Origin of the sequence: Paramagnetospirillum magneticum AMB-1 (assembly GCF_000009985.1) — a bacterium.
Taxonomy (GTDB): Bacteria; Pseudomonadota; Alphaproteobacteria; order Rhodospirillales; family Magnetospirillaceae; genus Phaeospirillum; species Phaeospirillum magneticum.
The window spans coordinates 3,212,021-3,236,846 of record NC_007626.1; the positions used below are offsets into that span (position 1 = coordinate 3,212,021).

21 protein-coding genes and 1 pseudogene are annotated in these 24,826 nt (G+C 67.1%); 16 read left to right on the forward strand and 6 right to left on the reverse strand.

All coding sequences use genetic code 11. The features are described 5' to 3' along the window. The first annotated feature begins 22 nt into the window (after positions 1 to 22). Entirely contained in the window at positions 23 to 763 is a 741-nt protein-coding gene (locus tag AMB_RS14990; protein WP_011385354.1) for a cyclic nucleotide-binding domain-containing protein, read from the forward strand. Positions 764 to 846: 83 nt separating this feature from the next. Here the strand turns inward: AMB_RS14990 and sodC are convergent, their stop codons facing one another. Beyond that, positions 847 to 1,377, reverse strand: coding sequence for a superoxide dismutase family protein (gene sodC / locus AMB_RS14995; protein WP_011385355.1), 531 nt, complete (start codon positions 1,375 to 1,377; stop codon positions 847 to 849). Positions 1,378 to 1,596: 219 nt separating this feature from the next. On the opposite strand from sodC, the gene AMB_RS15000 reads away from it, so the two are divergent. From AMB_RS15000 to AMB_RS15030, 7 genes are all read left to right on the forward strand, one after another. Beyond that, a complete protein-coding gene (locus tag AMB_RS15000) occupies positions 1,597 to 2,043 on the forward strand; it encodes a response regulator (protein WP_008617824.1) in 447 nt (148 codons plus the stop codon). A 10-nt stretch (positions 2,044 to 2,053) separates the two neighbouring features. Next, positions 2,054 to 4,546 carry an EAL domain-containing protein gene (locus tag AMB_RS15005; protein ID WP_011385356.1) on the forward strand — a complete coding sequence of 831 codons (2,493 nt, stop codon included), beginning with the start codon at positions 2,054 to 2,056 and terminating at the stop codon, positions 4,544 to 4,546. Positions 4,547 to 4,645: 99 nt separating this feature from the next. After that, complete coding sequence (locus AMB_RS15010; RefSeq protein WP_011385357.1) at positions 4,646 to 5,746, forward strand: branched-chain amino acid ABC transporter substrate-binding protein; 1,101 nt, start codon at positions 4,646 to 4,648, stop codon at positions 5,744 to 5,746. An 88-nt stretch (positions 5,747 to 5,834) separates the two neighbouring features. Then, on the forward strand, positions 5,835 to 6,164 hold the full coding sequence (locus AMB_RS15015) for a four-helix bundle copper-binding protein (protein ID WP_043744693.1): 330 nt from the start codon (positions 5,835 to 5,837) through the stop codon (positions 6,162 to 6,164). Between the two features lie 148 nt (positions 6,165 to 6,312). Next, positions 6,313 to 6,588 (forward strand): hypothetical protein, encoded by a 276-nt coding sequence (locus AMB_RS15020; RefSeq protein ID WP_043744695.1) that lies wholly within the window; start codon positions 6,313 to 6,315, stop codon positions 6,586 to 6,588. Continuing rightward, complete coding sequence (locus AMB_RS15025; RefSeq protein WP_011385360.1) at positions 6,589 to 7,770, forward strand: MFS transporter; 1,182 nt, start codon at positions 6,589 to 6,591, stop codon at positions 7,768 to 7,770. Positions 7,771 to 7,803: 33 nt separating this feature from the next. Further along, on the forward strand, positions 7,804 to 9,177 hold the full coding sequence (locus tag AMB_RS15030) for an FAD-binding oxidoreductase (protein ID WP_011385361.1): 1,374 nt from the start codon (positions 7,804 to 7,806) through the stop codon (positions 9,175 to 9,177). A gap of 13 nt (positions 9,178 to 9,190) precedes the next feature. Here the strand turns inward: AMB_RS15030 and AMB_RS25295 are convergent, their stop codons facing one another. Next, positions 9,191 to 9,385, reverse strand: coding sequence for a hypothetical protein (locus AMB_RS25295; RefSeq protein WP_148207428.1), 195 nt, complete (start codon positions 9,383 to 9,385; stop codon positions 9,191 to 9,193). A gap of 114 nt (positions 9,386 to 9,499) precedes the next feature. Beyond that, positions 9,500 to 10,276 (reverse strand): DUF2189 domain-containing protein, encoded by a 777-nt coding sequence (locus AMB_RS15035; RefSeq protein ID WP_011385362.1) that lies wholly within the window; start codon positions 10,274 to 10,276, stop codon positions 9,500 to 9,502. 332 nt (positions 10,277 to 10,608) lie between these two features. Here AMB_RS15035 and AMB_RS25745 point away from each other — a divergent pair, with 332 nt between their 5' ends. From AMB_RS25745 to AMB_RS15050, 3 genes are all read left to right on the forward strand, one after another. Continuing rightward, complete coding sequence (locus AMB_RS25745) at positions 10,609 to 11,121, forward strand: MarR family winged helix-turn-helix transcriptional regulator (protein WP_158303976.1); 513 nt, start codon at positions 10,609 to 10,611, stop codon at positions 11,119 to 11,121. A gap of 182 nt (positions 11,122 to 11,303) precedes the next feature. Beyond that, the gene (locus AMB_RS15045; protein ID WP_011385365.1) at positions 11,304 to 12,509 is read left to right on the forward strand and encodes a thiolase family protein; all 1,206 of its coding nucleotides are present in this window, start codon (positions 11,304 to 11,306) and stop codon (positions 12,507 to 12,509) included. Positions 12,510 to 12,565: 56 nt separating this feature from the next. Beyond that, positions 12,566 to 14,677, forward strand: coding sequence for a 3-hydroxyacyl-CoA dehydrogenase NAD-binding domain-containing protein (locus AMB_RS15050; protein ID WP_011385366.1), 2,112 nt, complete (start codon positions 12,566 to 12,568; stop codon positions 14,675 to 14,677). A 1-nt stretch (position 14,678) separates the two neighbouring features. Here AMB_RS15050 and AMB_RS15055 read toward each other — a convergent pair whose 3' ends face one another. Then, a complete protein-coding gene (locus AMB_RS15055; protein WP_158303977.1) occupies positions 14,679 to 17,732 on the reverse strand; it encodes a P-loop NTPase fold protein in 3,054 nt (1,017 codons plus the stop codon). Between the two features lie 447 nt (positions 17,733 to 18,179). Between AMB_RS15055 and AMB_RS15065 the strand changes: the two genes are divergently transcribed. Further along, positions 18,180 to 19,301, forward strand: coding sequence for a radical SAM protein (locus AMB_RS15065; protein ID WP_011385368.1), 1,122 nt, complete (start codon positions 18,180 to 18,182; stop codon positions 19,299 to 19,301). Further along, positions 19,294 to 19,797: an OmpA family protein gene (locus AMB_RS23490; protein WP_011385369.1), complete on the forward strand. Its 504-nt coding sequence runs from the start codon at positions 19,294 to 19,296 to the stop codon at positions 19,795 to 19,797. Before AMB_RS15065 ends, AMB_RS23490 begins: the two co-directional genes overlap by 8 nt. A gap of 62 nt (positions 19,798 to 19,859) precedes the next feature. On the opposite strand, the gene AMB_RS26490 is transcribed toward AMB_RS23490, so the two are convergent. Further along, positions 19,860 to 21,026 carry a methyl-accepting chemotaxis protein gene (locus AMB_RS26490; RefSeq protein ID WP_269446026.1) on the reverse strand — a complete coding sequence of 389 codons (1,167 nt, stop codon included), beginning with the start codon at positions 21,024 to 21,026 and terminating at the stop codon, positions 19,860 to 19,862. A gap of 343 nt (positions 21,027 to 21,369) precedes the next feature. Further along, positions 21,370 to 22,071: pseudogene (locus tag AMB_RS26910) on the reverse strand (methyl-accepting chemotaxis protein); the annotation flags it as partial. A gap of 200 nt (positions 22,072 to 22,271) precedes the next feature. Here AMB_RS26910 and pxpB point away from each other — a divergent pair. Genes pxpB through AMB_RS15095 form a run of 3 tightly spaced genes read left to right on the forward strand, consistent with a single transcriptional unit; the run spans position 22,272 to position 24,814 of the window. Next, positions 22,272 to 23,012: a 5-oxoprolinase subunit PxpB gene (gene pxpB / locus AMB_RS15085; protein ID WP_043744708.1), complete on the forward strand. Its 741-nt coding sequence runs from the start codon at positions 22,272 to 22,274 to the stop codon at positions 23,010 to 23,012. Beyond that, the gene (locus AMB_RS15090; RefSeq protein WP_011385372.1) at positions 23,012 to 24,052 is read left to right on the forward strand and encodes a biotin-dependent carboxyltransferase family protein; all 1,041 of its coding nucleotides are present in this window, start codon (positions 23,012 to 23,014) and stop codon (positions 24,050 to 24,052) included. Before pxpB ends, AMB_RS15090 begins: the two co-directional genes overlap by 1 nt. 6 nt (positions 24,053 to 24,058) lie before the next feature. Continuing rightward, positions 24,059 to 24,814: a LamB/YcsF family protein gene (locus AMB_RS15095; RefSeq protein ID WP_011385373.1), complete on the forward strand. Its 756-nt coding sequence runs from the start codon at positions 24,059 to 24,061 to the stop codon at positions 24,812 to 24,814. The last annotated feature ends 12 nt before the right edge of the window (positions 24,815 to 24,826 follow it).

The following is a 24,826-nucleotide window of genomic DNA, read 5'->3' on the forward strand; positions in this document are numbered from 1 at the left end:
CAATCGGTGGAAACTTGCCGGAATGAACATGAACGCGCAGTCGCGGGGACAGGGGGGCACTGACGGGCACAATCTGCGGCCGGAGGATCTGGCGGCGGTAGCTCGCCTGCCCCTGTTCAGCGATCTCGGCCCGACCGTGCTGGCCGAAATCACCACCGACGCCTCGGTGGTCAAGTACGCCCGCAACGACATCATCTTCCGCCAGGGAGATCCTCCCGACGCCCTTCGCGTGGTGCTGGACGGTCAGGTGGGCCTGACCGGCACCGTGGCCGATGGCGGCGAGACCATGGTGGAGATCCTCAAATCGGGGGAAGTCTTCATCCCGGCCGCCGTGCTGACCCAAAAGCCGTTCCTGATGAGCGCCGTGGCCCTGACACCCGCCCGCATCCTGGCGCTGCCGGGCGAGCGCTTTCGCCGCGACGTGCGGGAAAAGCCGGACCTGGCCTATGTCATGCTGACCTCGCTGTCACGGCACTTCCGCACCCTGGTGCGCGAGGTCAAGGACCTGAAGCTGAAGTCGGCGGCCCAGCGTCTGGCCCTGTACCTGATCGGCCTGACCGCCCGGCGCGAGGGCTCGACCATCGTCCGGCTGCCCCACAGCAAGAGCGTCATCGCCGCCCGGGTGGGCGTGCGCCCGGAGACCCTGTCGCGCGCCTTCTCCCACCTCAAGGGCCATGGCGTGGTGGTCGACGGCAATGCCGTCTCCATCGCCGACATTCCCGCCCTGCGCGCCTATTGCCACGAGGGCGAGGAAATCATCTGACGCCCCCGTTGCCGGGGCGTTGGGCCGAGGGGGACTGGCGCGATACCGCCCCCTCGGCAACTCCGCCGGAACTCGCCTCTGCCCTATTTCGCCGGCACCACGCCGCAGGCGACCCGCCCGCCGCCGCCGCCCAGGGGCTTGGGCTGGTCGGCATAATTGTCCGCCCCGGCATGGATGACCACGGCGCGCCCCTTGAGATCGGCCACCTTCAGCTTGGGCACCACCACCGGATCGGTGGCCGTTCCGTCGCCGTTGACCGCCAGGGCCGGCAGGTCGCCCAGATGGCCGTGGCCCCAGGGACCTTCATGCTTGCCCGCCTTGGCGGGATCGTAGTGGCCGCCCGCCGACAGGCCCGGCACCGGCTTGCCGTCCTGCTCCTTGGGCTGGCAGCTGGGGTTTTCATGAATGTGGAAGCCGTGCGGGCCCGGCGTCAGCCCCGCCAACCTGGGCGTCACCATCATGCCGCCCTTGCCGTCCTTGACCTTGAGGCTGCCGATGATGGCGCCCACTCCGCTGGCATCGATCGCGCTGACCGGAATGACCAACTCGGCGGCCAGTGCCGGACCCGACGCGATCATCAGTCCGAGGGCCGCGAAAACCAATGTCCGTCCCATGCTTCCTCCCGCTGTGCGCTCACGGGTCCGCCAGGGGGCGGCGGTCCACTCCCCCCAAGGTGATCACCCGTCCGGGCATTATCAACCGGGCGTCAGGCATAGCCCGTGGAAAATATTCGCAAGGAAAAGATGCGATTCACGCGCAAGCCGGTTTCCATAGGGCAAAACCCGTAATATAGTTTCCCCTCGGCCCGTGGGACGGGATAAGGGGAGTTGGTCTTGACCCTGCGTAGCGCACCTGAAGCATTCGAAATCCTGTTGGTCGAGGACAATCCGGGCGATGCCCGCTTGGCCCAGGAAGCCCTGAAGGAAGGCCGCATGACCAGTCGCCTGAAGGTGGTGGTCGATGGGGTGGAGGCCATGTCCTTCCTGCGCCGGGAGGGCCAATACGCGGGCTCGCCCCGGCCCAACCTGATCCTTCTGGATCTCAACCTGCCCCGCAAGGACGGGCGTCAGGTGCTGGCCGAGCTGAAGGCGGACGAGGACCTGCGCCGTATTCCCGTGGTGGTCCTGACCACCTCGCAGGCGGAGCAGGACATCCTGCGCAGCTACGACCTGCACGCCAATTGCTACATCACCAAGCCCGTGGACCTGGACCGTTTCATCTCGGTCGTGAGGTCCATAGAGGAATACTGGTGCTCGGTGGTCACTCTGCCGCCGCGCTGAGCCGCACGCCATGAGCGAGCCCCCGCCCCAGCCTTCGGCGCTCACCGTCCTCGTGGTCGAGGATAATCCCGGTGATGCGCGACTGGTGGAGCTTTACCTCCACGAGGACCCCGCCCGCCCCTTCAAGGTGGTCAAGGCCGCCCGCCTGTCGGAGGGACTGGCGGCGCTGCAGGCCCAGCCCATCGACGTGGTCCTCCTCGACCTGTCGCTGCCCGATTCCTTCGGCATGGACAGCCTGGCCCGGCTGCGCGCTGCCAACCCCGGCATTCCGGTGGTGGTTCTGACCGGCACTTCGGACGAGGCGCTGGCCCTCGAGGCGCTGCGCCAAGGCGCCCAGGATTACCTGGTCAAGGGCCAGGGCGACGGCGAACTGGTGCGCCGCGCCATCCGCTACGCCATCGGCCGCTCGGCCGCCGACGCCGCGTTGAGAACCAGTGAATCCCGCTTCCGGGCGCTGTTCGACAATGCCGGCACAGGCGTCATCCTCTCGGACGCCGCCGGTGCCTACATCCATTGCAATCCGGCATTCTGCACCATGGTCGGCTATTCCGACGCCGAGTTGCAGAAGATGACCTACCGCGACATCACCTATCCCGAGGACATGAACGCGCACACCCAGATGCGCGACGACATGATGGCCGGGCGGACGGACAGCTATGAGCTGACCAAGCGCTATATCCGCCGCGACGGCAACATCCTCTGGGCGCGCCTCACCGTCACCGCCATGCGCGAGGGCTCCGACAACGAGCTTCGCTTCACCGTCGCCGTGGTCGAGGACGTCACCGAGAAAAAGCGCCTGGAAGACCACATGCGGCTGGCCGCCACGGTGTTCGAAAGCACTGGCGAAGGATTGTTCGTCACCGACGAGAAGCGCCAGATCATCCACGTCAATCCAGCCTTCACCGAACTGACCGGCTATCCCGCCGACGAGGTCATCGGCCGTACGCCGAAATTCCTGGCCTCGGGCCGCCATACGCCGGAATTCTACGACGCCGTCTTCAAGACCCTGGCCGAATGCGGCAAGTGGCAGGGCGAGATCTGGAACCGCCGCAAGACCGGCGAGATGTTCGCCGAGTGGCTGAACATCTCGGTGGTGCGCAACGAGCGGGGCGAACTGACCAATTACGTGGCGGTGTTCTCGGACATCACCTCGCGCAAGCAGGACGAGGAGCGGCTCAACTACCAGGCCAACCACGACCCGCTGACCCGATTGCCCAACCGCACCCTGTTCCAGGAGCGCCTGACCCGCGCCCTGACCCGCGCCCACCGCAATCAGGCCATTGTCGCCCTGCTGTTCATCGATCTCGACTTCTTTAAGCAAGTCAACGACACACTGGGGCATCTGGCCGGCGATATCCTGCTACAGCAGGTGGCCGAGCGCCTGACCTCGTGCGTGCGCCAGGGCGATACCGTGGCACGTCTGGCCGGTGACGAGTTCACCGTCATCCTGGAAGAGATTTCCGAGCCGCGCGACGGCGCCGTGGTCGCCCACAAAATTCTGTCGCTGCTGGCCGAGCCCTTCGACCTGCAGGGCCACGAGGCCCGCATCTCGTCCTCCATCGGCGTGGCTTTGTACCCTTCCGATGGCGGCGACGCCCAAACGCTGATCAAACTGGCCGATGCCGCCATGTACCGGGCCAAGCACCAGGGCCGCAACGCCTGCCGCTTCCATTCGGAGAGCATCAACGCCCAGGCCTTCGAGCGCCTGGCCCTGGAAAGCGCCCTGCGCCACGCCGTGGAGCGCCGGGAGTTCCTGCTCCACTACCAGCCCATCTTCGACGCGCGCTCGGGCTCGGTGGTGGCGGTCGAGGCTCTGCTGCGCTGGCGCCATCCCGATTTCGGCATGATCATGCCCAATCAGTTCCTGCCCCTGGCCGAGGAAACCGGACTGATCATGCCGGTGGGCAAGTTCGTGCTGGACGAGGCGTGCCGCCAGGCCAAGGCTTGGCTGGATGCCGGCCATACCGGCCTCAAGGTGGGCATCAACCTCAGCAGCCGCCAGCTCCGCGCCCCGGAACTGATCGAGGATATCGCCGCCGCCCTGGAAGGCAGCGGCCTGCCGCCCAGCGCGCTGGAACTGGACGTGCCCGAAAGCGCCATTATCGACAAGGGTCAGGATGTGGATGCCATCTTCACCCAGTTCAAGACCCTGGGCGTGCGCATGGCCATCGATGCCTTCGGCTCGGGATATTCGTCCTTCGCCTTCCTGCGCAAGCTGCCCAGCAACACGCTGAAGATCGACCAGGGCTTCGTGCGCGATGCCGCCTCGGGCGCCGAGGAATCGGAAATCGTCACCGCCATCGTGGCGGTGGCCCGCGGTCTCCATCTGTCGGTGGTGGCCCCCGGCATCGAGACGGAAGAGCAATTGGCCCACCTGGTCAAATACGATTGCGACATGGTCCAGGGCTTCCTGTTCGCCCACCCCATGCCCGCCGAGGAACTGACCGAGTTCCTGCGCGCCGGCAAGCGCCCGGACTCCCTGCCGGTGCGAACCACGGCCTGAGGATCCGGGCGGCCGACGCCATGCCATTCGGATATGGCGCCGCCGCCATCCGCTGGTAGACTGGCCGGGCACAAATTCGCATCCAGGGAGGAGCCGAACATGAGCAGGACCGGGATTACGGGGATTACCTTGGCGGCAGCGCTGCTGATGGCCGGAGCGGCGCGCGCCGACATCACCATCGGCGTGGCCGGACCGCTGTCGGGCAGCGAGGCGGCCTTCGGCGAGCAGTTCAAGCGCGGCGCCATGAAGGCGGTCGAGGACATCAACGCCAAGGGCGGCGTGCTGGGCCAGAAGCTGGCCCTCACCCTGGGCGACGACGCCTGCGACCCCAAGCAGGCGGTGGCCGTGGCCAACGAGATGGCCGCTAAGAAGGTGCCCTTCGTCGCCGGGCATTTCTGCTCCGGCTCGTCCATTCCCGCGTCGGAAGTCTATGCCGAGACAGGCATTCTCCAGATCTCGCCGGCCTCGACCAACCCCAAGTTCACCGAGCGCGGCCTGCCCAATATCTTCCGCACCTGCGGCCGCGACGACCAGCAGGGCGTCATCGCCGCCGATTACATCGCCAAGCACCAGAAAGACAAGGTGGTGGCCATCGTCCACGACAAGTCGGCCTACGGCAAGGGACTGGCCGACCAGACCCGCGACGCCCTGGGCAAGGCCGGCATCAAGGCGGCCCTCTACGAAGCCATCTCGGCCGGCGAGAAGGACTATTCCGCCCTGGTCACCAAGCTCAAGGCCTCCAAGGTCGACCTGCTCTATTTCGGCGGCTACAAGACCGAGGCCGGCTTGATCGTGCGGCAGTTGCGCGACCAGGGCATGCAGACCCGCCTGATGGGCGGCGACGCCCTGGTCACCGAGGAATATTGGGCCATCACCGGCGCCGCCGGCGAGGGCACCATGATGACCTTCAGCCCCGACCCGCGCAAGAACCCGGCCAACGCCGATCTGGTCAAGTACTACCGCGCCCAGAAATACGAGCCCGAGGCCTATACGCTGTACACCTACGGCACCATTCAGGCCTGGGCCCAGGCAGCGGAAAAGGCCAAGACCACCGACTGGAAGAAGGTGGCCGCCGTGCTCAAGGCCGAGAAGTTCGACACCGCCATCGGCAAGATCGGCTTCGACGCCAAGGGCGACGTCGCCGCTCCCGGCTACGTCATGTATGTTTGGAAGGGCGGCAAGTACGATTACGCGGATTGACCCATATCGGGTCCGGGACTACCAAGGAAAAGGGCCGGATTCGTCCGGCCCGCCAACCCGGCGATACGTCAACAGGGGGAGAACCGAAATGCCTTTGTCCGACACCATCGAGGCCTGTGAGCTGGCGCATCGGGCCTGCACCGAATCCGTCATCCACGGCATGCAGCAGGGCGGACCGTCCGCCGAATGGGAACTGATCCAGCTGCTGCTCGACTGCGCCGACATCAACGAGACCGCCGCCGACTTCATGCTGCGCTCGTCCCGCCTGCACCACCTCACCTGTCAGGTGGCGGCGGAAGTCAGCGACAAATGCGCCAGCGCCTGCGAGAAGCTGTCCAAGGAGGATGTGCGCCTCAAGGAATGCGCCGAAGCCTGCCGCCGGGCCGCCACGGCCTGCCGCAAGACCGTCAAGAACTAACCCATCCTGCGTCAAGGATGACGCAGGATGGGTCGGTTGGTGTTTGCCCCTCGCCGGGCGCGCGCGTTGGCGCGCTTGGCCGCGGCCTCAATGGCCGCAAGTCGCGCCGTGCGTCCGCTTTGACGCTCGGCGCCATGAACAGGAGATCATGGTGAAGGACGAAACCCGCATCGTTGGCAATCTGCCCAACCTTCGCCTGGAGATCGTCCATCGCCAGGATGACGGCGGTGGGGCCGAGCATATGACCATCCATCTCTCGGCCACACCGTCCTTCCAGGCCGCCGAAGCCCTGCTGCTGGGCGGCTTGTCTCCCCAGGCCTGGACCAATCCCTGGGCATTGTGGACCAGCATGACCCAGGCCATGCTCGCCCCCTGGCTGGGCGCGGCCTGGCCCAGGATTCTGCCGCCCGGCGATTCCAGGTAGATGACTCCCGAACGTACGTCGTGGCCCGCCATCCTCATGGCGGTGGGTGCCGGCATCGCCGCCGCCTTCCAGGTGGGCAAGGCCCCTATCGCGCTGCCCTTCATCCGGGCCGAGTTTGGCCTCGACCTGTCGCTGGCCGCCTGGATTCTCTCCATCTTCGCCCTGATGGGCGCCGCCGCCGGGGCGGGCATGGGCACCCTGGTCACCCGCCTGGGCTCACGCCGCCTGTTGCCGGTGGGGCTGGTCATCCTGGCCCTGGGCAGCCTGGCCGGCGGCTTGCTTCCTGGATTTTCCGGTCTGCTGGCGGCCCGGGTGGTGGAGGGCATCGGCTACATGCTGGTGGTCATCTCGGCGCCGGCGCTGATCACCTTGCTGACCACGCCGACGCAGCGCCAGATGGCTTTCGGCCTGTGGGGCGCCTTCATGCCGTTCGGCATGGCGGTGTCCATGGCCGCCGCCCCGTCCTTGCCGCTGGTGGGCTGGCGCGGATTGTGGCTGGGCATGGCCGTCCTGCTGATCCTTTACGCCCTGCTGGTGCACTTCCGCATGCCCCGGCCGCCACGTCCGCCGAGTCCCCTGGAAAGCCATGTGCTGCGCGACGTGGCCGACACCCTGAGAGCCCCCGGCCCCCTGTTGCTGGCCGCCACCTTCATCCCCTATTCCGCCACCTATGCGGCGCTGACCGGGTTTCTGCCCACCCTGCTGATCGAGCGCATGGGCGTCACCCCCGGCACCGCCGGGCTGATGGCCGCCCTGGTGGCCGGCGTCAACATCATCGGCAACGTGGCCACCGGCCCCGCCCTTCGCCTGGGCCTGCCGCGCCGCAAGGTGATGGCCGCCGCCTTCGGCATCATGGCGTTGGGCTGCCTGGGCATCTTCCAGCCCTGGATTCCGCCGGGCGCCGCCTATGGCCTGTGCCTGATGGTCAGCGCCGGCGCCGGCCTGCTGCCCGGCTGCATTCTCGGCGCGGCCTCGGTCTACGCGCCGCGCCTGACCCTGGTGCCGGTGACCCTGGGCCTGTTCATGCAGGGCAGCAATTGGGGCCAGTTGCTGGGCCCCGTGGTGGTGGGCGCCGCCGTGTCCGCCTGGGGCTGGTCCTCCGCCTCGCTGGTGCTGACCATGGCGGCCAGCGGCGGAATCCTTCTGGCCCTGACCTTGCGCCGGGCCGGCAAGGAACCTTAATCTAACTGGCCCTACCACAGAGGCCCTTCATCCATGCCCCTTTCCGCCGACCTCCTCGCCGACCTTTCCAGCCGCTTCGGCGAGCGCTTTTCCACCGCCCAGGCCGTGCGCGAGCAGCACGGCAAGGACGAGTCCCACTTCCCTGCCTGCCCACCCGAGGCGGTGGTCTTCGCCCAGTCCACCGAGGAGGTGGCCGAGACCGTGAAGGCTTGTGCCGCCCACGGCACGCCGGTCATCGCCTTCGGCACCGGCACCTCGCTGGAGGGGCACGTGGCGGCGCTGAAGGGCGGCGTCTGCATCGATGTCAGCGGCATGAACCGGGTGCTGGAGGTCAGGGCCGAGGATCTGGACGTCACCGTCCAGCCTGGCGTCACCCGCAAGCAGCTGAACGAATATCTGCGCGACACCGGCCTGTTCTTCCCCATCGACCCTGGCGCCGATGCCTCCCTGGGCGGCATGGCGGCGACCCGGGCGTCGGGCACCAACGCGGTGCGCTATGGCACCATGCGCGAGAACGTGCTGTCGCTGCAGGTGGTGCTGCCCGACGGCCGGGTGATCCGCACCGCCGGCCGGGCGCGCAAATCCTCGGCCGGCTATGACCTGACCCGTCTGTTCGTGGGCTCGGAGGGCACGCTGGGCATCATCACCGAGCTGACGCTGCGCCTGCAGGGCATTCCCGAGGCCATCTCGGCGGCGGTCTGCCCCTTCCCCTCCATCGAGGCGGCGGTCAACACGGTAATCCTCACCATCCAGTCCGGCGTGCCGGTGGCGCGCATCGAGTTCCTGGACAAGGTGATGATCGGAGCGGTCAACCGCTATTCCAAGACCGATCACCGCGAGGCGCCCACCCTGTTCTTCGAATTCCACGGCAGCCCCGCCTCGGTACAGGAGCAGGCCGAGAAGGTGGAGGCCATCGCCACCGAATTCGGAGCCGAGGGCTTCCAATGGGCCACCGGCGCCGAGGAACGCACCAAATTATGGGCGGCGCGCCACAACGCCTATTACGCCGGCGTGGGCCTGCGGCCCGGCTGCCGCGCCTGGACCACCGACGCCTGCGTGCCCATCTCGCGCCTGGCCGAGTGCCTGCTGGAGACCGAGGAGGATCTGAAGACCACGCCCTTGATCTCGGCCATCGTCGGCCATGTGGGCGACGGCAACTTCCACGTCATGCTGCTGGTCGATCCCGGCAAGCCCGAGGAAGCCGCCGAGGCCGAGCGCATCAATCACCGCATCGTCCGCCGCGCCCTGGCCATGGACGGCACCTGTACGGGCGAGCACGGCGTGGGCCACGGCAAGATGGCCTTCCTGGAAGAGGAATACGGCGAGGCATTGGACGTGATGCGCGCCGTCAAGCGCGCCATCGACCCGGCCGGGATCATGAATCCCGGCAAGATCGTCATTCCGTGAAGCGGAACCAGGGTCAGGCGGCGACGCCCAGGTCGCTGATCAGGGGATAGAGCTGGTCGACGATCAGCCGGACGGTGTCGCAATCCAGGCTGGGAATCATGCCGGCCAGGACGGCGATGGCGGCGGAGCGTTGGGCCAGGGAATCCAACCCTCCCTTGCGGGCGTCCATCACCGCGTGGGCGATGATCTCTCTGAGCGATGGATCCATGATGTACCTGCGGACAAGAAAGGTTGCAGTGGCGCTACTACAACCTTGCCTTGCCCACATAGGGAGGTCCACCAACGAAGGGAAAGGAGTTGTAAGGGGCTGTGACGTGAAGAATCAATGCCTTCCCATCACATCGCGATACGCATGCCAGCTGGCATGGGCGACGACTGGCAACGCCACGATCATGCCGACGAAGGCGGTGGCCATGCCGAAGAACGTCACCACGGCGATGGTGGCCGCCCAGCCGATCATGGTGCGCCAGTTGACGCGTACCGCGTCGACGCTGAACTCCATGGCCTCGATGACGCTCACGTCACGGTCCAGCAGCATGGGCATGGCGAAGACGCTGATGGAGAAGGCGATCACTGCCAGGACGCCACCCACCAGGGTTCCCACCGTCAGAAACCGGAAGGATTCCGGACGCAGCACCACATCCTCGATGAAATTGCCCAGGGGCAACGGCATGCCCGGCGGATAGAACAGGGCGAACACCACAAGCCCGGCCAGCAGCCAGGCCATCAGCAGAATGGACAGCACCAGCCCCATATTGCCGACCTGATCCAGGCGCGACGTGACCCCGCCCACCACCCGGCCGAGATCGACGACCTCGCCCGCCTCGGTCCGGCGGCTGATCTCATAGAGAAACACCGCCGCCAGGGGGCCGACCAGCATAAAGCCGGCAGCCAGGGGAAGTAGCAGCGACCCCATGTCCAGAACATTCAGCACAAGGAACAGCCCCATGCCGATCGCCGCATAGACGGCGCCGAATCCCAGGCTGAGACCGGGATTGCGCCAAACGTCGCGCCAGCCGGCATTCAGCCATTCGGCGGCCTGGGCCGGCGTTACCAATCGGACATCGGGATGGTGGGTGTGGATGGCCATGGAAATCATTGTACCCCCCTGTGATGAAGGAGTGTCTTTTCCCCGGGCCGAAGCGCAGGGCACTTCTGTCACATAAGTGGAAACTCTCCAAAGATGAAACAAGCCCCCCCAACGGGTTAGCGGGCTGCGAAAAATGCCCCTTCCGTTTTCAAGAACACTGGAGGTTGGGAGGCTGTGCCTCCGAACGGGTCAGGGCGGCAGCCCTACCGCGAAGCGGGCTTTTTCCCCAGCGGAACAGCCCGTCAGGCATAGACGAATGCGCCCGCATCCACCTATTGCGGTTGTGCAGCCGGCCCAAAACCAATACACATTTGCCCCAGCAATTGTCGAAAGAGGCTGATTTGGCGACCACGCGAACCAGAAAGACCCCATCCGGCAAGGCGTCGGCCAAGGGTCTGCCGTCGCCGCCCTCGCCGCTGGCGGGAATGGAACTGGACATCCTGGACGACATCGTCGGCTATCGCCTGCGCCGCGCCCAGGTGGTGGTCTATCAGGACTATGTCCGCACCGTGGGCTCGCTGGACATCCGTCCGTCGCAATTCGCCGCCATGACCATCATCGGCGCCAATCCCGGCCTGTCCCAGACCACCCTGGCCGCCACCATGGGCATCGACCGCTCGGGCGCCGTGATCCTCATCGACGCCCTGGAAGGCAAGGGACTGGCCAGCCGCGTCCCCTCGCCCCACGACCGCCGCACCTACGCCATCATGCTGACCGCCGCCGGACAGAAGACCCTGGCCGAGCTGAAGCGGCTGGTGGCCGAGCATGATCTGCGCATCACCTCGCAGCTGTCCGACGACGAGCGCATCGTGCTGCGCGACCTGCTTCACCGCCTCTACACCCCCGTTTCGTAGGCCTGAATCCCGCCTGGGTTCTGGGAAAGGCCCCCTTGCGCCGATATTGTTTACCTGGTCAACTGTTGTGTAACGCAAATATTTGCCTTTACCGCATTTCTGAAGGCCGCTAGAGTGGGGGCAATCCGGGAGTTACCCGCGTCACCGCCTTTGCGCGGCAAGGAAACATTTGGGAGTGCGTCATGTCCTACAATGTCGAGATCCCCTACGGCTGTTACTGGTCCACGCCGTTCGCGCGCTGGCAGGGAGCCTACGCCAACCTCCATTCCATGGAATTCGCCGCCCATGTGGCCAAGGCCGAACTGGCCAAGCGGCAGATCCCGGCCAGCGTGTTCGACGCCGCCGTGATGGGCATCTCGGTGCCGCAGAAGCATTCGTTCTTCGGCACGCCCTGGCTGACCTCCATGCTGGGCGCCGGACAGGTGGGCGGCCCGACCATTTCCCAGGCTTGCGCCACCGGCGTGCGCTGCCTGCAGGTCGCCAGCCAGGAAGTCAATGACGGCATCGCCGGCGTGTCGCTGGTGATGACCTGCGACCGCACCTCCAACGGCCCGCACGTGTTCTATCCCAAGCCCGCCGCCCCCGGCGGCACCGGCGACGCCGAGAACTGGGTGATGGACAATTTCGGCTTCGATCCCGTCACCACCAAGTCCATGCTGGTCACCGCCGAGAACACCGCCCGGGAATTCGGCCTGAACACGCAGGAGCAGCACGATCTGGTGCTGTACCGCCAGGAGCAGTACGCCGCCGCCACCGCCAATGACAGCGCCTTCCTCAAGCGCTTCATGACCCTGCCCTTCGACGTGCCGACCCCCAATTTCAAGAAGGTCGCCACCACGCTTGCCGGCGACGAGGGCGTCAGCGTCTCGACGGCCGAGGGCCTGGCCAAGCTGAAGCCGGTGATGCCCGACGGCACCATTACCTTCGGCTGCCAGACCCACCCGGCCGACGGCAATGCCGCCCTGATCGTCGCCAATCCCGACAAGGCGAGGGAACTGTCGAAGAACAAGGCCATCCGGGTACGCGTCCTGGGCTTCGGCCAGAAGCGGGTCGAGCCCGCCTACATGCCCAAGGCCCCGGCGCCCGCGGCCATGGCGGCTTTGAAGCAGGCCGGCATCAGCCTGTCGCAGGTCAGCGTCATCAAGCTGCACAATCCCTTCACCGCCAACGATTTCGCCTTCGCCCGCGCGCTGGAAATCGACGTGAAGAGCTTCAACAATTTCGGTTCGTCGCTGCTGTGGGGTCACCCCCAGTCGCCCATGGGCACCCGCGGCATCATCGAGGTGATCGAGGAGCTGGCCCTCAAGGGCGGCGGCTACGGCCTGTTCTCCGGCTGCGCCGCCGGCGACAGCGCCATGGCCGTGGTGCTCCAGGTCACCGACGCCTGAGCGACTGGCGCCTGATCCGACCGAACCGCAGCGAATTCATTCAAGGAACCGACATCATGAGCGACGTCGTCACTCTTTCCGTCTCCGATCGCATCGCCACCGTCACCATCGACTCCCCCCCGGTGAACGCCGCCGATCATCCGGTGCGCGCCGGCCTGCAGAAGGTCTTCACCGATCTGGCCGCCCGCAGCGACTATGACGCGGTGCTGGTGCTCTGCGCCGGACGCACCTTCATGGCCGGCGCCGATATCGGCGAGTTCGACACCGGCATCAAGGCGCCCCACCACCAGGACCTGTTCAACCTGGTGGAAAACTGCGCCAAGCCGGTGGTCGCCGCCCTGCACGGCACCGCCCTGGGCGCCGGCACCGAACTGGCCATGGCCTGCCATTACCGCATCGCCGACAAGGGTGCGCGCATCGGCCTGCCCGAGCTGTCGCTGGGCATCATCCCCGGCGCCGGCGGCACCCAGCGCGCGCCTCGCCTGATCGGCCTGGACGCCGCCATGGATCTGGTGCTGAGCGGCAAGCCGCTGCCCGCCCCCAAGGCCGCCGAACTGGGCCTGGTGGACGAGATCGCCTCGGGCGACCTCAATGCCGCCGCCCTGGCGTTCGCCAAGAAGCTGGTGGCCGAGGGCAAGGGCGTGCGCCGCACTTGCGACATGGCGCCCAAGGACGCCGCCAAGGACGCCGAGATCATCGCCGCCCGTCAGGCCCAGGTGGCCAAGACCATGAAGAACCGCACCTCGCCCCTGAAGGCGCTGGAAGCCATGGCCGCCACCACCACCCTGTCCTTCGCCGAGGGCCTGCGGCTGGAGGCCGACATCTCCAAGCAGCTGGAGCACGCCGTCGAGGCCCGGGCCATGCGCCACCTGTTCTTCGCCGACCGCGAAGTGCGCAAGATCCCCGGCATCACCAAGGACATCAAGGCGCGCCCCATCCGCAAGGTGGGCATCATCGGCGCCGGCACCATGGGCGGCGGCATCGCCATGTGCTTTGCCAATATCGGCATTCCGGTGACCATCATCGACGTCTCGGACGAGAACCTGCAGCGGGGCCTGGGCGTCATCCGCAAGAACTACGAGCGCTCGGTGTCGCGTGGCTCGCTGACCCAGGAGCAGCTGGAAAGCCGCATGGGCCTGCTGTCGGCCAGCACCGACTACGCCGCCCTCAAGGATGCCGATCTGGCCATCGAGGCGGTGTTCGAGAAGATGGAGCTGAAGAAGGACATCTTCGCCAAGCTCGACGCCGTGCTGCCCGCCGGCGCCATTCTCGGCACCAACACCTCGACGCTGGACATCGACGAGATCGCCAATACCACCAAGCGTCCCGCCGACGTCATCGGTCTGCACTTCTTCAGCCCGGCCAACGTCATGCCGCTGCTGGAAATCGTCCAGGGCAAGCAGACCGCCATGGACGTGCTGCTGACCGCTCTCGACATGGCCAAGCTGATCAAGAAGACCGGCGTGGTCTCCAAGGTCTGCTACGGCTTCATCGGCAACCGCATGATGGACCCCTATGGCCGCGAGGCCGAGCGCATGGTGCTGGAGGGCGCCACGCCGGCCGAGATCGACGGCGCGCTGGAGGGCTGGGGCATGGCCATGGGCATCCTGGCCGTCTACGACATGGCCGGTGTCGAGGTGGGCGACAACACTCGCATCGCCAATCCGCACATGGTCCCCGACGACCCCAGCTTCTACCGCTGCTCCACCCTGCTGGTGGCCAACAAGTGGCTGGGCCAGAAGGTCGGGCGCGGCTATTACCGCTATGACAGCCCCGACCGCAAGCGCGCCTCGGACCCCGAGGTCATCGAGATGATGCACGCCGAGGGCAAGCGCCTGAACGTCCCCGCCCGCAAGCCCGGCAAGGACGAGATCCTCGAACGCTGCCTCTATTCCATGATCAACGAGGGCGCCAAGCTGCTGGAGGAAGGCATCGCCCTGCGTGCCTCAGACATCGACGTGGTCTACACCGCCGGCTACGGCTTCCCCCGTTATCGCGGCGGCCCGATGTTCTACGCCGACACGATCGGTCTGAAGGTGATCTACGACAAGATCGTCGAATTCCAGAAGACCCTGGACCCGCGCTATTGGACCCCCGCCCCTCTGCTGGAAAAGCTGGCCAAGGCCGGCTCGACCTTCGCCCAGTGGGATGCGTCCAAGGCCAAGTAGCTCATCCTCCCGGATGAACACTGGGACCCGCCGGCTCCGGCCGCGGGTCCCTTTTTTTGCCCGCTTCCGGCACCGCCTCGGCCTCGTGAAAGCTGAAGCGATCGACGAAATTCAGCCAACGGCGCAGATCCTGGATGGATGGGCGGGAGGGGAGCTCGGTCAAGGCCGCGTCCAGAGCCCGGAACTGGCCACGCAAATGCATCTGATCAGGGCCGCACAGGGCGGTAAGACCATCGATCGTGGTCCGGATATCCCCATCGTCCACGGCTTTTCCCAGGGCATGGCGCAAAGTCTGGGCAGCCCGGGGAAAGCCGATATCGATGGCCAGCAGGGTGATCAGGTCGCGCGCCCCGCTCCGGGTCTCGTCGCTGAGTTCCACCAGATGTTCCGTCGCCCCCTCGGCGATCTGCATGCGGATCATGACATAGACGTTCATCAGCCGCTTGGCAGCACGGGGCGTCGCCACGAAGTCATGCAGCGCCGACATGGCGGCGATTTCATGGGGGGCCAGCTCCAGGGGCGGAGGCACCTCCGCCGGGGCCGAGGGTTCCGCCGCCGCGTCCGCGGCCTTCGAGACATCGGCCGCCAGGGCATCGGTCCCGCCGGAATCGGAGGAGGACAGGGCCGATTCCCGCTCGCCCGTTTCCTCGCCGTCGTCGGCGTCCCCATCGTCGTTCTCGGACAAGCCGCCGGTCGTCGCCCCGGCCGCCGCGTCCGGGGCGGACCGGCGGGCCAGGGACGAAACCAACTGCTGGAACGGCTCCTTGCCCAGGCCCGGCATGCGATAGGGAATCTGGAAGATCTTCTCCAGGTAGTTCTGGGGGCTGAACTCGCTGGCGGCGCGCTCGTCGTCGGTCATGTCCTCGTGACCGTCGAGATAGCGTTTGTACAGCGAGCGCTCCAGCCAGCGGGCATCGACGGCGACCACCACGGCGAACAGCTTGTAGGCCAGCAGCAGGTGGACGGCCTGCAACACCTCGACCACCTGGCAGGGCTCGCAGCGATCGAGATCGTCGATGTAAAGGACGATGCGCTGGACCTTGGAGCCCTTCTCCTTGCCCAGTCGCTCCAATTGGTCTTCCAGGCGTTCCAGGTCCTGGCGCAGAACCGAGATGATCCCGGTGCGGTCAAGATATTGCCGGTCGGAGCCGCGCTCGCGGACAAAGTCGTACATCAGCGCCCCGGCCTCGATCTGCTGCAGCCGGGTGACCGCCGAGGCGATCTCCTTGTCCGCCTCGGTCACCCGCTGCCGCTGGGCCTCGATGTCCTGGTCGAGGCGGGCGACGGCCTTCAGGCCCTCGTCATCCTTTCCGGGTCCGGCCTGCAGCAGGACGCCCCTGGCCTCCTCCAGCCGCTTCAACAGGCCCGCCGCCTGGGCCGGCACCTGCTTCACCGTATTGATGCGCTGCGCCACCCAGGCCGCCAACGCGGTCAGGGAGGAAAGCGCCGCCACCGCCGGTTCGAAATTGACGTGGATCAGCGAGGCAAGATGGCTCTGAACATCGGGCCACTTCGCCACCAGATAGGACAGGCCCAGCAAGGCCGAAACGATCACCCCGGTCCGCAGCCAGACCGGCCAGCCCAGCACGAAGCCGGGCAGGAGGGCCGCCACCGAGGTGGCCGTGCGGTTGACGTCGGCCAGGCAGGTCTCCAACTGGGCGAGGTCGTTGGGAACATCCTTGCCCAGTTTCCCGGTCAGCGCCTTCAGATCCTTTTGCCAGTCGCCGCCATGGAGCTTGGCCAGCGCCGCGCCGAGGCTGGCGACCGACACCTTGGCCGCCGCCGCCTTGCGCTCGGACAGCTTGGCGGCGATCGCGGCTTCGGTGGCCGCCCGCGAGTCCTGGATGGCCTTGATGGCCTCCTCGGCCTCGGCCCTGAGGCGGCGGTTGGAGGAAACGCTCTCGGCCAGCCGGCGGCGCTCCTTTGCCACGGCCACGGTCACCGACCGGTCGGGATCGCGCCCCGCCAGCTGGGCCGCCACGCCGTCGAAGATCCTCAAGGCCAGCGAAGCCCAGAGATTGCTGTCCAGGTAGTACCAGGCATTGAAGGTGATGTGCGCGACATTGGTGCAATAGGCGCCGTCGGCCGGGGCCGTTTTGGCGATCGCCTCCATCTCCTGGCGGATCAGCTTCATGAAGAAGCTCTTGCCGCTGCCCCAATTGCCGAACAGGCCGATGGCCAGAGGCATGGGAGTCGAGCCGGCGGCCAGCAACGTGGCGAAGGTTCTGGCCTTCCCCTGCACCCCCAACTGGTCCACCACCGGCCCCCGGCCGATGGCATCGGAGTTGACCCAGGGCAGCGCCGTGGCGGATTCAGCTCTGCCGTTGGTCGGGGGCTGGTCGATGATTTCGGCATCGGGAAAGAGCCGGCGGGCATAGGCGGCGTCCTCCCCCGTGCCCAAAACCACGATGACGTGGAGGGGCCGGGACAGACTGATCTCGTCGATCGCCCTTTTGATCGCGTCAAGGACGGAAAGGTCATCGCTATCTGTCGCGCCGATGAGGGGCAGCGCGATACTCTTCAGCCCCTCCTCTTCCACCAGACGGAGAATGGCGCTGACAGCAACCCCAGGAGACGGGCCGCCCTGTCCGCGGTAGGCGGTGGCGAGGATCAGGTTCCGTGGCAGGCCGTCGCCCCGAATGAGACAGAGAAGCGGATTTTCCGGCCCCAGCCGACGGCCGGAAAGGGCTGCAATGATCGTGTCTTCCAGGGCACCGCCTGTCGCGGCTTGAAACGCCTCGAAACTCGCCCCCTCGAAGGCTCCACCTGGTCCCAGGCGCAGCACGAAGGCATCACAGGGCAGACGCCAGCCCTCGTCCGTGACCACAAGGGAAACCCTGGGCTGGACAGAGGGGGGCTCAGCCCCTGACGTCTCCGACTTCGAAGACGCCGCCGGGCGTCCCCGGGAGACGGCGGCTTCGAGGAAGGGGCGCATGGGGGCCAGGGCGTCGGGGAAGCGCCTTGCCAGTTCGGAAAGAGCGTCCCGGTCCCATGCGACGGTGGGGAGCAGGTCGGCCCTGAGCTTGTCGGAAACAACGCCCGGCGTGATAACCAAGCCCCCGTAATTCCTCCGGACCCCCATCACCATATTGAGCGCGGAGCGGATTGAACGGACGTCTGCCGCGCCGACCCTCGACCGAACCTCGACAATGACATTTGGCGTCAACCCGAATATCTCGGCCTGTACGGGATCGAATTCGACGATGGCATCGACTTCAAAAGGTCGGCCCCCGAACTCTACATCGATATTTCGCTCGATCCGCCAAACCCCCGGAAGACGGGACAGCATGTCCACGACCGCATCCTCAAGCTTTCGAGCGCTTCCGCCAAGCCGGCTACGGACGTTTGATTGAGTTATTTCCATGATCCCGCCCCGGAAAGACACTTACCATAACTTATCCGCCACCTATGCCGCGTACAATTAAAAGAACACACCCGCGCCATCATTCCGCCCCTTTCGAGGGGCCAAATTCCGTGGTTGAATAATCCCCGGGGGAAAAGCATGACCGGGACCCGAACCGATCGTCAGGAGGCCGTGGCCGACAGGCTGGAGCGGTTCGTGACCGCCAAGGCCCGGCTGGCCGCCGAGCATCCGCTGCGTTACCTGTTCTGGGAGGCGACGCTGCGCTGCAATCTGGCCTGCCGCCATTGCGGCAGCGATTGCCTGCGCGACAATTCCAGCCGCGACCGGGAACTGCCGCCCGAGGCGATCAAGCGGGAATTGGCCGCCATCGCCCAGGCTTGCGACCCGCGCCACGTCACCCTGGCCATCATCGGCGGCGAGCCCCTGATCCGCCGCGACATCGAGGAGGTCGGCGCCTTCGCCGCCGGCCTCGGCTATGGCTGGGGCATCACCACCAACGCCATGCTGCTGGATGGGGCGCGGCTGGCCTCGCTCAAGACGGCGGGGCTGTCCACCATCTCGGTCAGCCTGGATGGGCTGGAACCGGATCACGACGCCCTGCGTCGGCGGGACGGCGCCTTCCGTCAGGTCTCGGCGGCGCTGGAACGGCTGGTGGCCGATCCCTTCTATACCGCCTTCGACGTTATCTGCTGCGTCAGCCGCCTCAATGTCGACCGGCTGGAGCCTTTCGTCGACCATCTGGCCGGCCTGGGCGTGCCGCAGGTGCGCTTCACCCCGGTGTTCTCGCGCGGGCGGGCCGGACGGGAGTCCGGGCTGATGCTGTCGGGTGGGCAATACCGCGACCTGCTGGCCTTCATCGCCCGTGCCCGGCAGGAGCGGAACGACATCACGGTCACCCTCAGCGAGGAAGGCTATTGGGGCCCCGACTGGGAATGCCGGGTACGCGATGGCCTGCATTACTGCGGCTCGGGCACGGTGATCGCCACCATCCTGCACGATGGCGGCGTGACCGGCTGCCCCAGCGTCTCGCGCCGCTTTACCGAGGGCAGCATCCGCCAGTCCGCCTTCCTCGATGTGTGGCGGGACGGCTTCGGCCGTTTCCGCCAGGAGCGCCGCGCCGCCGCGCCGCAGGCCTGTGGCGCGTGCGACCACTGGGACCTGTGCGAGGGCGGCGGGTTCCACCTGTTCGACCCCGAGGACCCGCAGACCGTCCATTGCGGCCTGCGCAAGATCGGTGACATGGGAGAATGTGATGACTGACAGCCGCCGCGATTTCCTGCTGCGTTTTGCCGCCGCCGCCCTGGCCGCCGGCGGAACCGGCTGCGAGTCTCCCGTGGAAACGGCGGACGAGCCGCTGACCCGGCGCGAGACTCCCCTGGCCGTCTACGGCCCGCCCCCCGCCCGCCCCAGAACCGAGCTGCGCGAGATGGAAATCCTCTTCGCCGCCGGACGGCTGGATTTGGACGCCAAGGCTCGGCAAATCCTCGACGACGTGGCCGGCATCCTGGCGCGGGAAGCCTCCATTCCGGTGATCATCGAGGGCCATGCCGACGACACGGGCACCCGCGAATACAATCTGGCCATCGGCGAACGCCGGGCCGAGACGGTGCGGCAATACCTGATCGGGCGCGGCGTCGACGGGGAGCGGATCAGGGCCATCTCCTTCGGCAAGGAACGCCCCCGCGCCCCAGGCCGCACCAAGGCGGCGCGAGCGGCCAACCGGCGGGTCGTGGTCAGGCTGGAACCCGGCGCCTGAGCCTCACATGACCCGAGCCTGACGGGTTGCCGCCCCGGGGCGGCGGCCCGTCAGGAAATGAATCAGACCGCATAGCCCAGGCGCAAGGCCCCCCAATGGCGGCCGCGGATCATGATGGGCGACGAGACATCGATCATCAGGACGCTCTTGTCGCCCATCTGGCGGCGATAGCTTTGCACCAGGGACGGCTTGGCGGCGTTGCGGGCGGCGGCCAGGCCGGTGGGATCGGTGAACATCCGGCGATTGCGGCAATTGGCGTCGTTCCACACCGGGTCGTTGCCCTGGGGCTGGGAGAACTTGGCATTGTGGGTGGGGAGATAGCCGTTGCGATCCACGCCGACGCAGAACACCGCCTTGGGGAACTGGACCAGGGCCTTTTCCTGAATTTCCGGGAATAACCGGTCGGCCAGTTCGGTGAAGCGGGTGGTAACCTGCTGGGGCGAGGTGCCGGGAATGGGCTGGTAGGAGTCGTCGAACAGGTCGTCGAGGCCGATCTCGCCCCGCTCCACCGCGCCTTCCAGCCGGCGGGCCAGATCGGCGGCCCCGGCCCGGACATAATCGGCGAAGGCCAGATCGTCGGAATGGGTGATCTGTTCCTCGTTCTTGATGGCGGCCAGGAATGAATCCACCCCGGCATGCAGCGAATCCGCCTTGGCCACCAGTTGCCGGGCGGAATCCAGCACGTCGGTGGCGATCTGGCCGCTGGACGAGGTGGCGGCGCTGACCGATTGGATGCTGTCGGTCACCGTCAGCGCCCCCACCGCCGCCTGCTGGACGTTGCGGGCGATTTCCTGGGTGGCGGCATCCTGCTGGTCCACCGCCTGGGTGATCTCGGCCGAGATGGCGTCGATCTCGCTGATGGTGCCGCTGATATGGGCGATGGCGCCCACCGCCGCGCTGGTGCGGCTTTGCACCACGCCGATCTGGCTGGCGATCTCCTCGGTGGCCTTGGCGGTCTGGGTGGCCAGAGTCTTGACCTCGCCCGCCACGACCGCGAAGCCCTTCCCCGCCTCGCCGGCCCGCGCCGCCTCGATGGTGGCGTTCAGCGCCAGCAGATTGGTCTGGGCGGCGATGGAGTTGATCAGGTCCACCACCTCGCCGATGCGCTGAGCGGCCTCGGCCAGACCGCGCACGATTTCGGTGGCTTCCTCGGATTCGCGGGCCGCGTTGCGGGCCATGGAACTGGAATGGCTGACCCGGCGGCCGATTTCCTTGATGGAGGCCGACAATTCCTCGGCGCCCGCCGCCACCGGAATTGACGTTGTCGGAGGCCTGGGCGGCGGCATTGGACACCGCCTCGGATTGCAGCTTCACCGTTTCGGAGATGGACTCCATCTCGCCCGCCGTCTTCTGCATGTGGCCGGAGGCGTCGACCACCGCCTCCAGGGTGCCGGTGACGCTGGCCTCGAAGCGGGCGGCGTGCTGTTCAAGGGCGATGCGCCGCTGCTCCTTGGCCTCCTGGTCGGCCTTCTGGGCCTGTTCCAGTTCCTGGGCGTGGCGCTTGTTGGCCTTGAACACCTCGACCGCCGCCGCCATCTCGGCGATTTCGTCGCCCCGGTCGAGGAAGGGCACGTCCACGTCGAGATCGTCGCCGGCCAGTTTGCCCATCACCCGGGTGATCTCGTCCACGGGCCGGGCGATCATCCGCCCCATGGCCAGGGTGGCGAGAGCGCCGATCAGCAGGAAGGCCCCCAGGACCAGGGCGTAATTCACTTCCGTCGAGGCGGCCAGGGCGGCTGTATCACGATAATCATCGGCGGCGCGGGAGGCGGCCTTGGCCGCCAGCCCCCGGAGGTCGGCGCGCAGCCCGTCATACTCGATCTCGGTAGCGCCCATCATGGACAGCGCGGTGATATGGTCGCTTTCATACATGCCCAGCACATCACCCACCGCCAGGGCGTAATCCTTGACGTGCTTGGCCATGGCGGGTTCGGCCTCCATGGCCTTGAGCAGCTGGTTGGCCTTGTCGCTGAAGGCCTTCACGTCGGCGTTCAACTGCTTGTCCAGTTGAGTGATCTTGTCCTTGTCCTCCTTGGCGGCCTTCCAGCCCAGGAGACGGTAGAGATTGGACTCGATGGTGGCGGCCATCCCGTCCAGTTCGGCGGCGGCCCGGCTGTTGGCGAAGGAGGTGTTGACCATGCTGTCCATGGCCAGATTCTGCCGCGCCATGGCGAAGTGGAAGACCACGCCCAGCACCAGCATGGAGATGATCAGGATAACGGGAGCAACGAAAACCTTGATCAGAATCCGGGTATTTGCAATCAAAGCAAGCATTCATCCCTCCCAGGCCTGTGGCCGCGTTGTCCCCTTCTCTTTTCTGGAAGGGTTACATGCGAAACGCGCTGGAACAACCAGGGCGACCCGGGTCGAGCCTACATGTTTCACTCCGGCATCGCCATAGCGCCAAACGCAAGGATAAGGCTTCGACCCCCCTGGTCAGATGGGATCAACCCTGCTTCACTCTTTCCATGGTCATGGACAATTTTCGTATCACCGATCTGGGCGACACCGCCTTTGCCGTGGAATTCGGCGACGGCGTCGACCCCGCCGCCAATGCCCGGGTGACCGCCCTGCGGCATGGCGTGCTGCTGGCCCGGCGGCAAGGCGGCCTGGCCGGGCTGGTGGAGACCATTCCCACCTTCCGCTCGCTGCTGGTCCAGTATGACCCGCTGCTCACCGGCCGGGCGGTCCTGGAGGCCGAGATCCGCGCCATCGCCGCCCAAAGCGCCGCCGCGCCCGCCGGGGGCGGCCGGACCTGGGTCATTCCCGCCTGCTACGACGAAGACCTGGGCGAGGATCTGGCCGAACTGGGCCGGGCCGCCGGCCTGTCGCGGGACGAGGCCATCGCCCTGCATACCGGGGCCGAGTTCACGGTCTACATGCTGGGCTTCATGCCCGGCTTCGCCTATATGGGCGGCGTGCCCGAAGCGCTGCGCCGGCCGCGCCGGGCCTCGCCCCGGCTCAAGGTGCCGCCGGGCTCCGTGGCCCTGGCCGATGCCCTGTGCGCCGTCTATCCCTGGGAAAGCCCCGGCGGCTGGCATCTGATCGGCCAGACCCCGGTCAGCTTCTTCGACCTGGGACGCGAGCCGCCCATTTTACTGGCCGCCGGAGACCGGGTGCGCTTTCGCGCCATGGACCGCGCCGAGTTCGAGGCCGCCCGGCGGGACTCCACCCTGGTGGCGCCCGAGCGCCTGCTGTTGGCGGAGGACCCGTGATGGCGGACGGACTGGAGATCGTTCATCCCGGCCTTTACACCACCGTCCAGGATCTGGGCCGCTTCGGCTTTCAGGATCTGGGGGTGCCGCCCTCGGGCGCCCTGGACACGGTGGGCCTGCGACAGGCCAACGCCCTGGTGGGCAACCGGCCGGGCGAAGCCTGCCTGGAGATCAGCTATGTGGGGCCGGTGATCCGCGTCGCCGCCGAGTCCGTGCGCATCGCCGTCTCCGGCGAGGTACGGCTGGCGGTGGCCGATGGCGGCCCGCCCCGGCCCCTGGCCTCCAACCGCTCGCACCGGCTCGGGCGCGGCGACACGCTGACCGTCGGCGCCGTCAGCGGCGCCTCCACCGCCTATCTCGCCGTGGAGGGCGGATTCGACCTTCCCCCGGTGCTGGGCAGCCTGTCCTCCTATGGCCGGGCCGGGCTGGGGCCGCTGGGCGGCCGCCCGCCGGTGGCGGGGACCATCCTGCCCCTCCGCCTCGGCCAGTGCCGCGACAGCGACGAGATGACCTTCGCCAAGCCCATGGATTACGGCGCGGGACCGGTCCGGGTCGTGCTCGGCCCCCAAAGGGAGGCCTTCACCGAGGACGCCGTCGCCACCCTGCTGGGATCGCAATACCGCGTCAGCAAGGAAGCCGACCGCATGGGACTACGCCTGGACGGCCCGAAGCTGCGGCACCGCGTCTCGGCCGACATCGCCTCGGACGGACTGGTCAGCGGCTGCATCCAGGTGCCGGGCAACGGCCTGCCCATCATCTTGCTGGCCGACCACCAGACGGTGGGCGGCTATGCCAAGATCGCCACGGTGATCTCCGCCGACCTGCCCCGCCTGGGCCGCGCCGTGCCGGGCACCGTCCTCGCCTTCGCCGCCGTGACGGTGGCCGAGGCCGAGAGCTTGCGCCGCGCCCAGGAAAACGGAATTCAGCGGCTGATCCGAGAGATCGTTCCCGTGCCGGCCACCGGCATCGATCTCGACGCCCTCTATGGCGCGGACCTGATCTCGGGCATGGTGGATGCCGTCAGTGGACTGGGGAGATAGGCGGCCATGGCGCTGCGCGTGGATTTGAACTCGGATCTGGGCGAGGCCATGGGCGATGACGAGGCCATGCTGGGCGTCGTGTCCTCGGCCAACATCGCCTGCGGCTTCCATGCCGGCGACGCCATGGTGATGAGCCGCACCGTCCAGGCCGCCATGGCCCGGGGGGTGGGGATCGGCGCCCATCCCGGCTATGCCGACCGCGAAGGCTTCGGGCGGCGGCCCATGTCCCTGTCCGCCGCCGGGATCGAGGCCATCCTGGCCTATCAGATCGGCGCCCTTCAGGGCATCGCCCGGGCTTGCGGCGCGACGGTGCGCCACGTCAAGCCCCACGGGGCGCTCAGCAATCTGGCCGCCGTCGACCGCGAGGCGGCCCTGGCGGTGGCCCGCGCCATCCGGGCCGCCGATGCCGGGCTGATCTTCCTGGCGCCCAGCGGCTCGGCCATGGTCGCCGCCGGACACGAGGTGGGGCTGGCCGTGGTCGAAGAGGTCTTCGCCGACCGCAATTACGACCCCGCGGGCAATCTGCTGCCCCGGTCTCACCCGCAGGCCATGATCCACGACCCGCAAGAAGCCGCCGCCAACGTGCTGCGCATGGTGACCCAAGGAACCCTGCGCTCGCTCGACGGCAAGGACATCCCTTGCCGCGCCCAGTCGGTCTGTGTCCATGGCGACGATCCCCATGCCGTCGCCTTGGCCCGGCATCTGCGGGACGTCCTGACCGGCGCCGGAATCGCCATCGTCCCGCTGGCCGATCTGGTATAAGTCCCCCCCGGC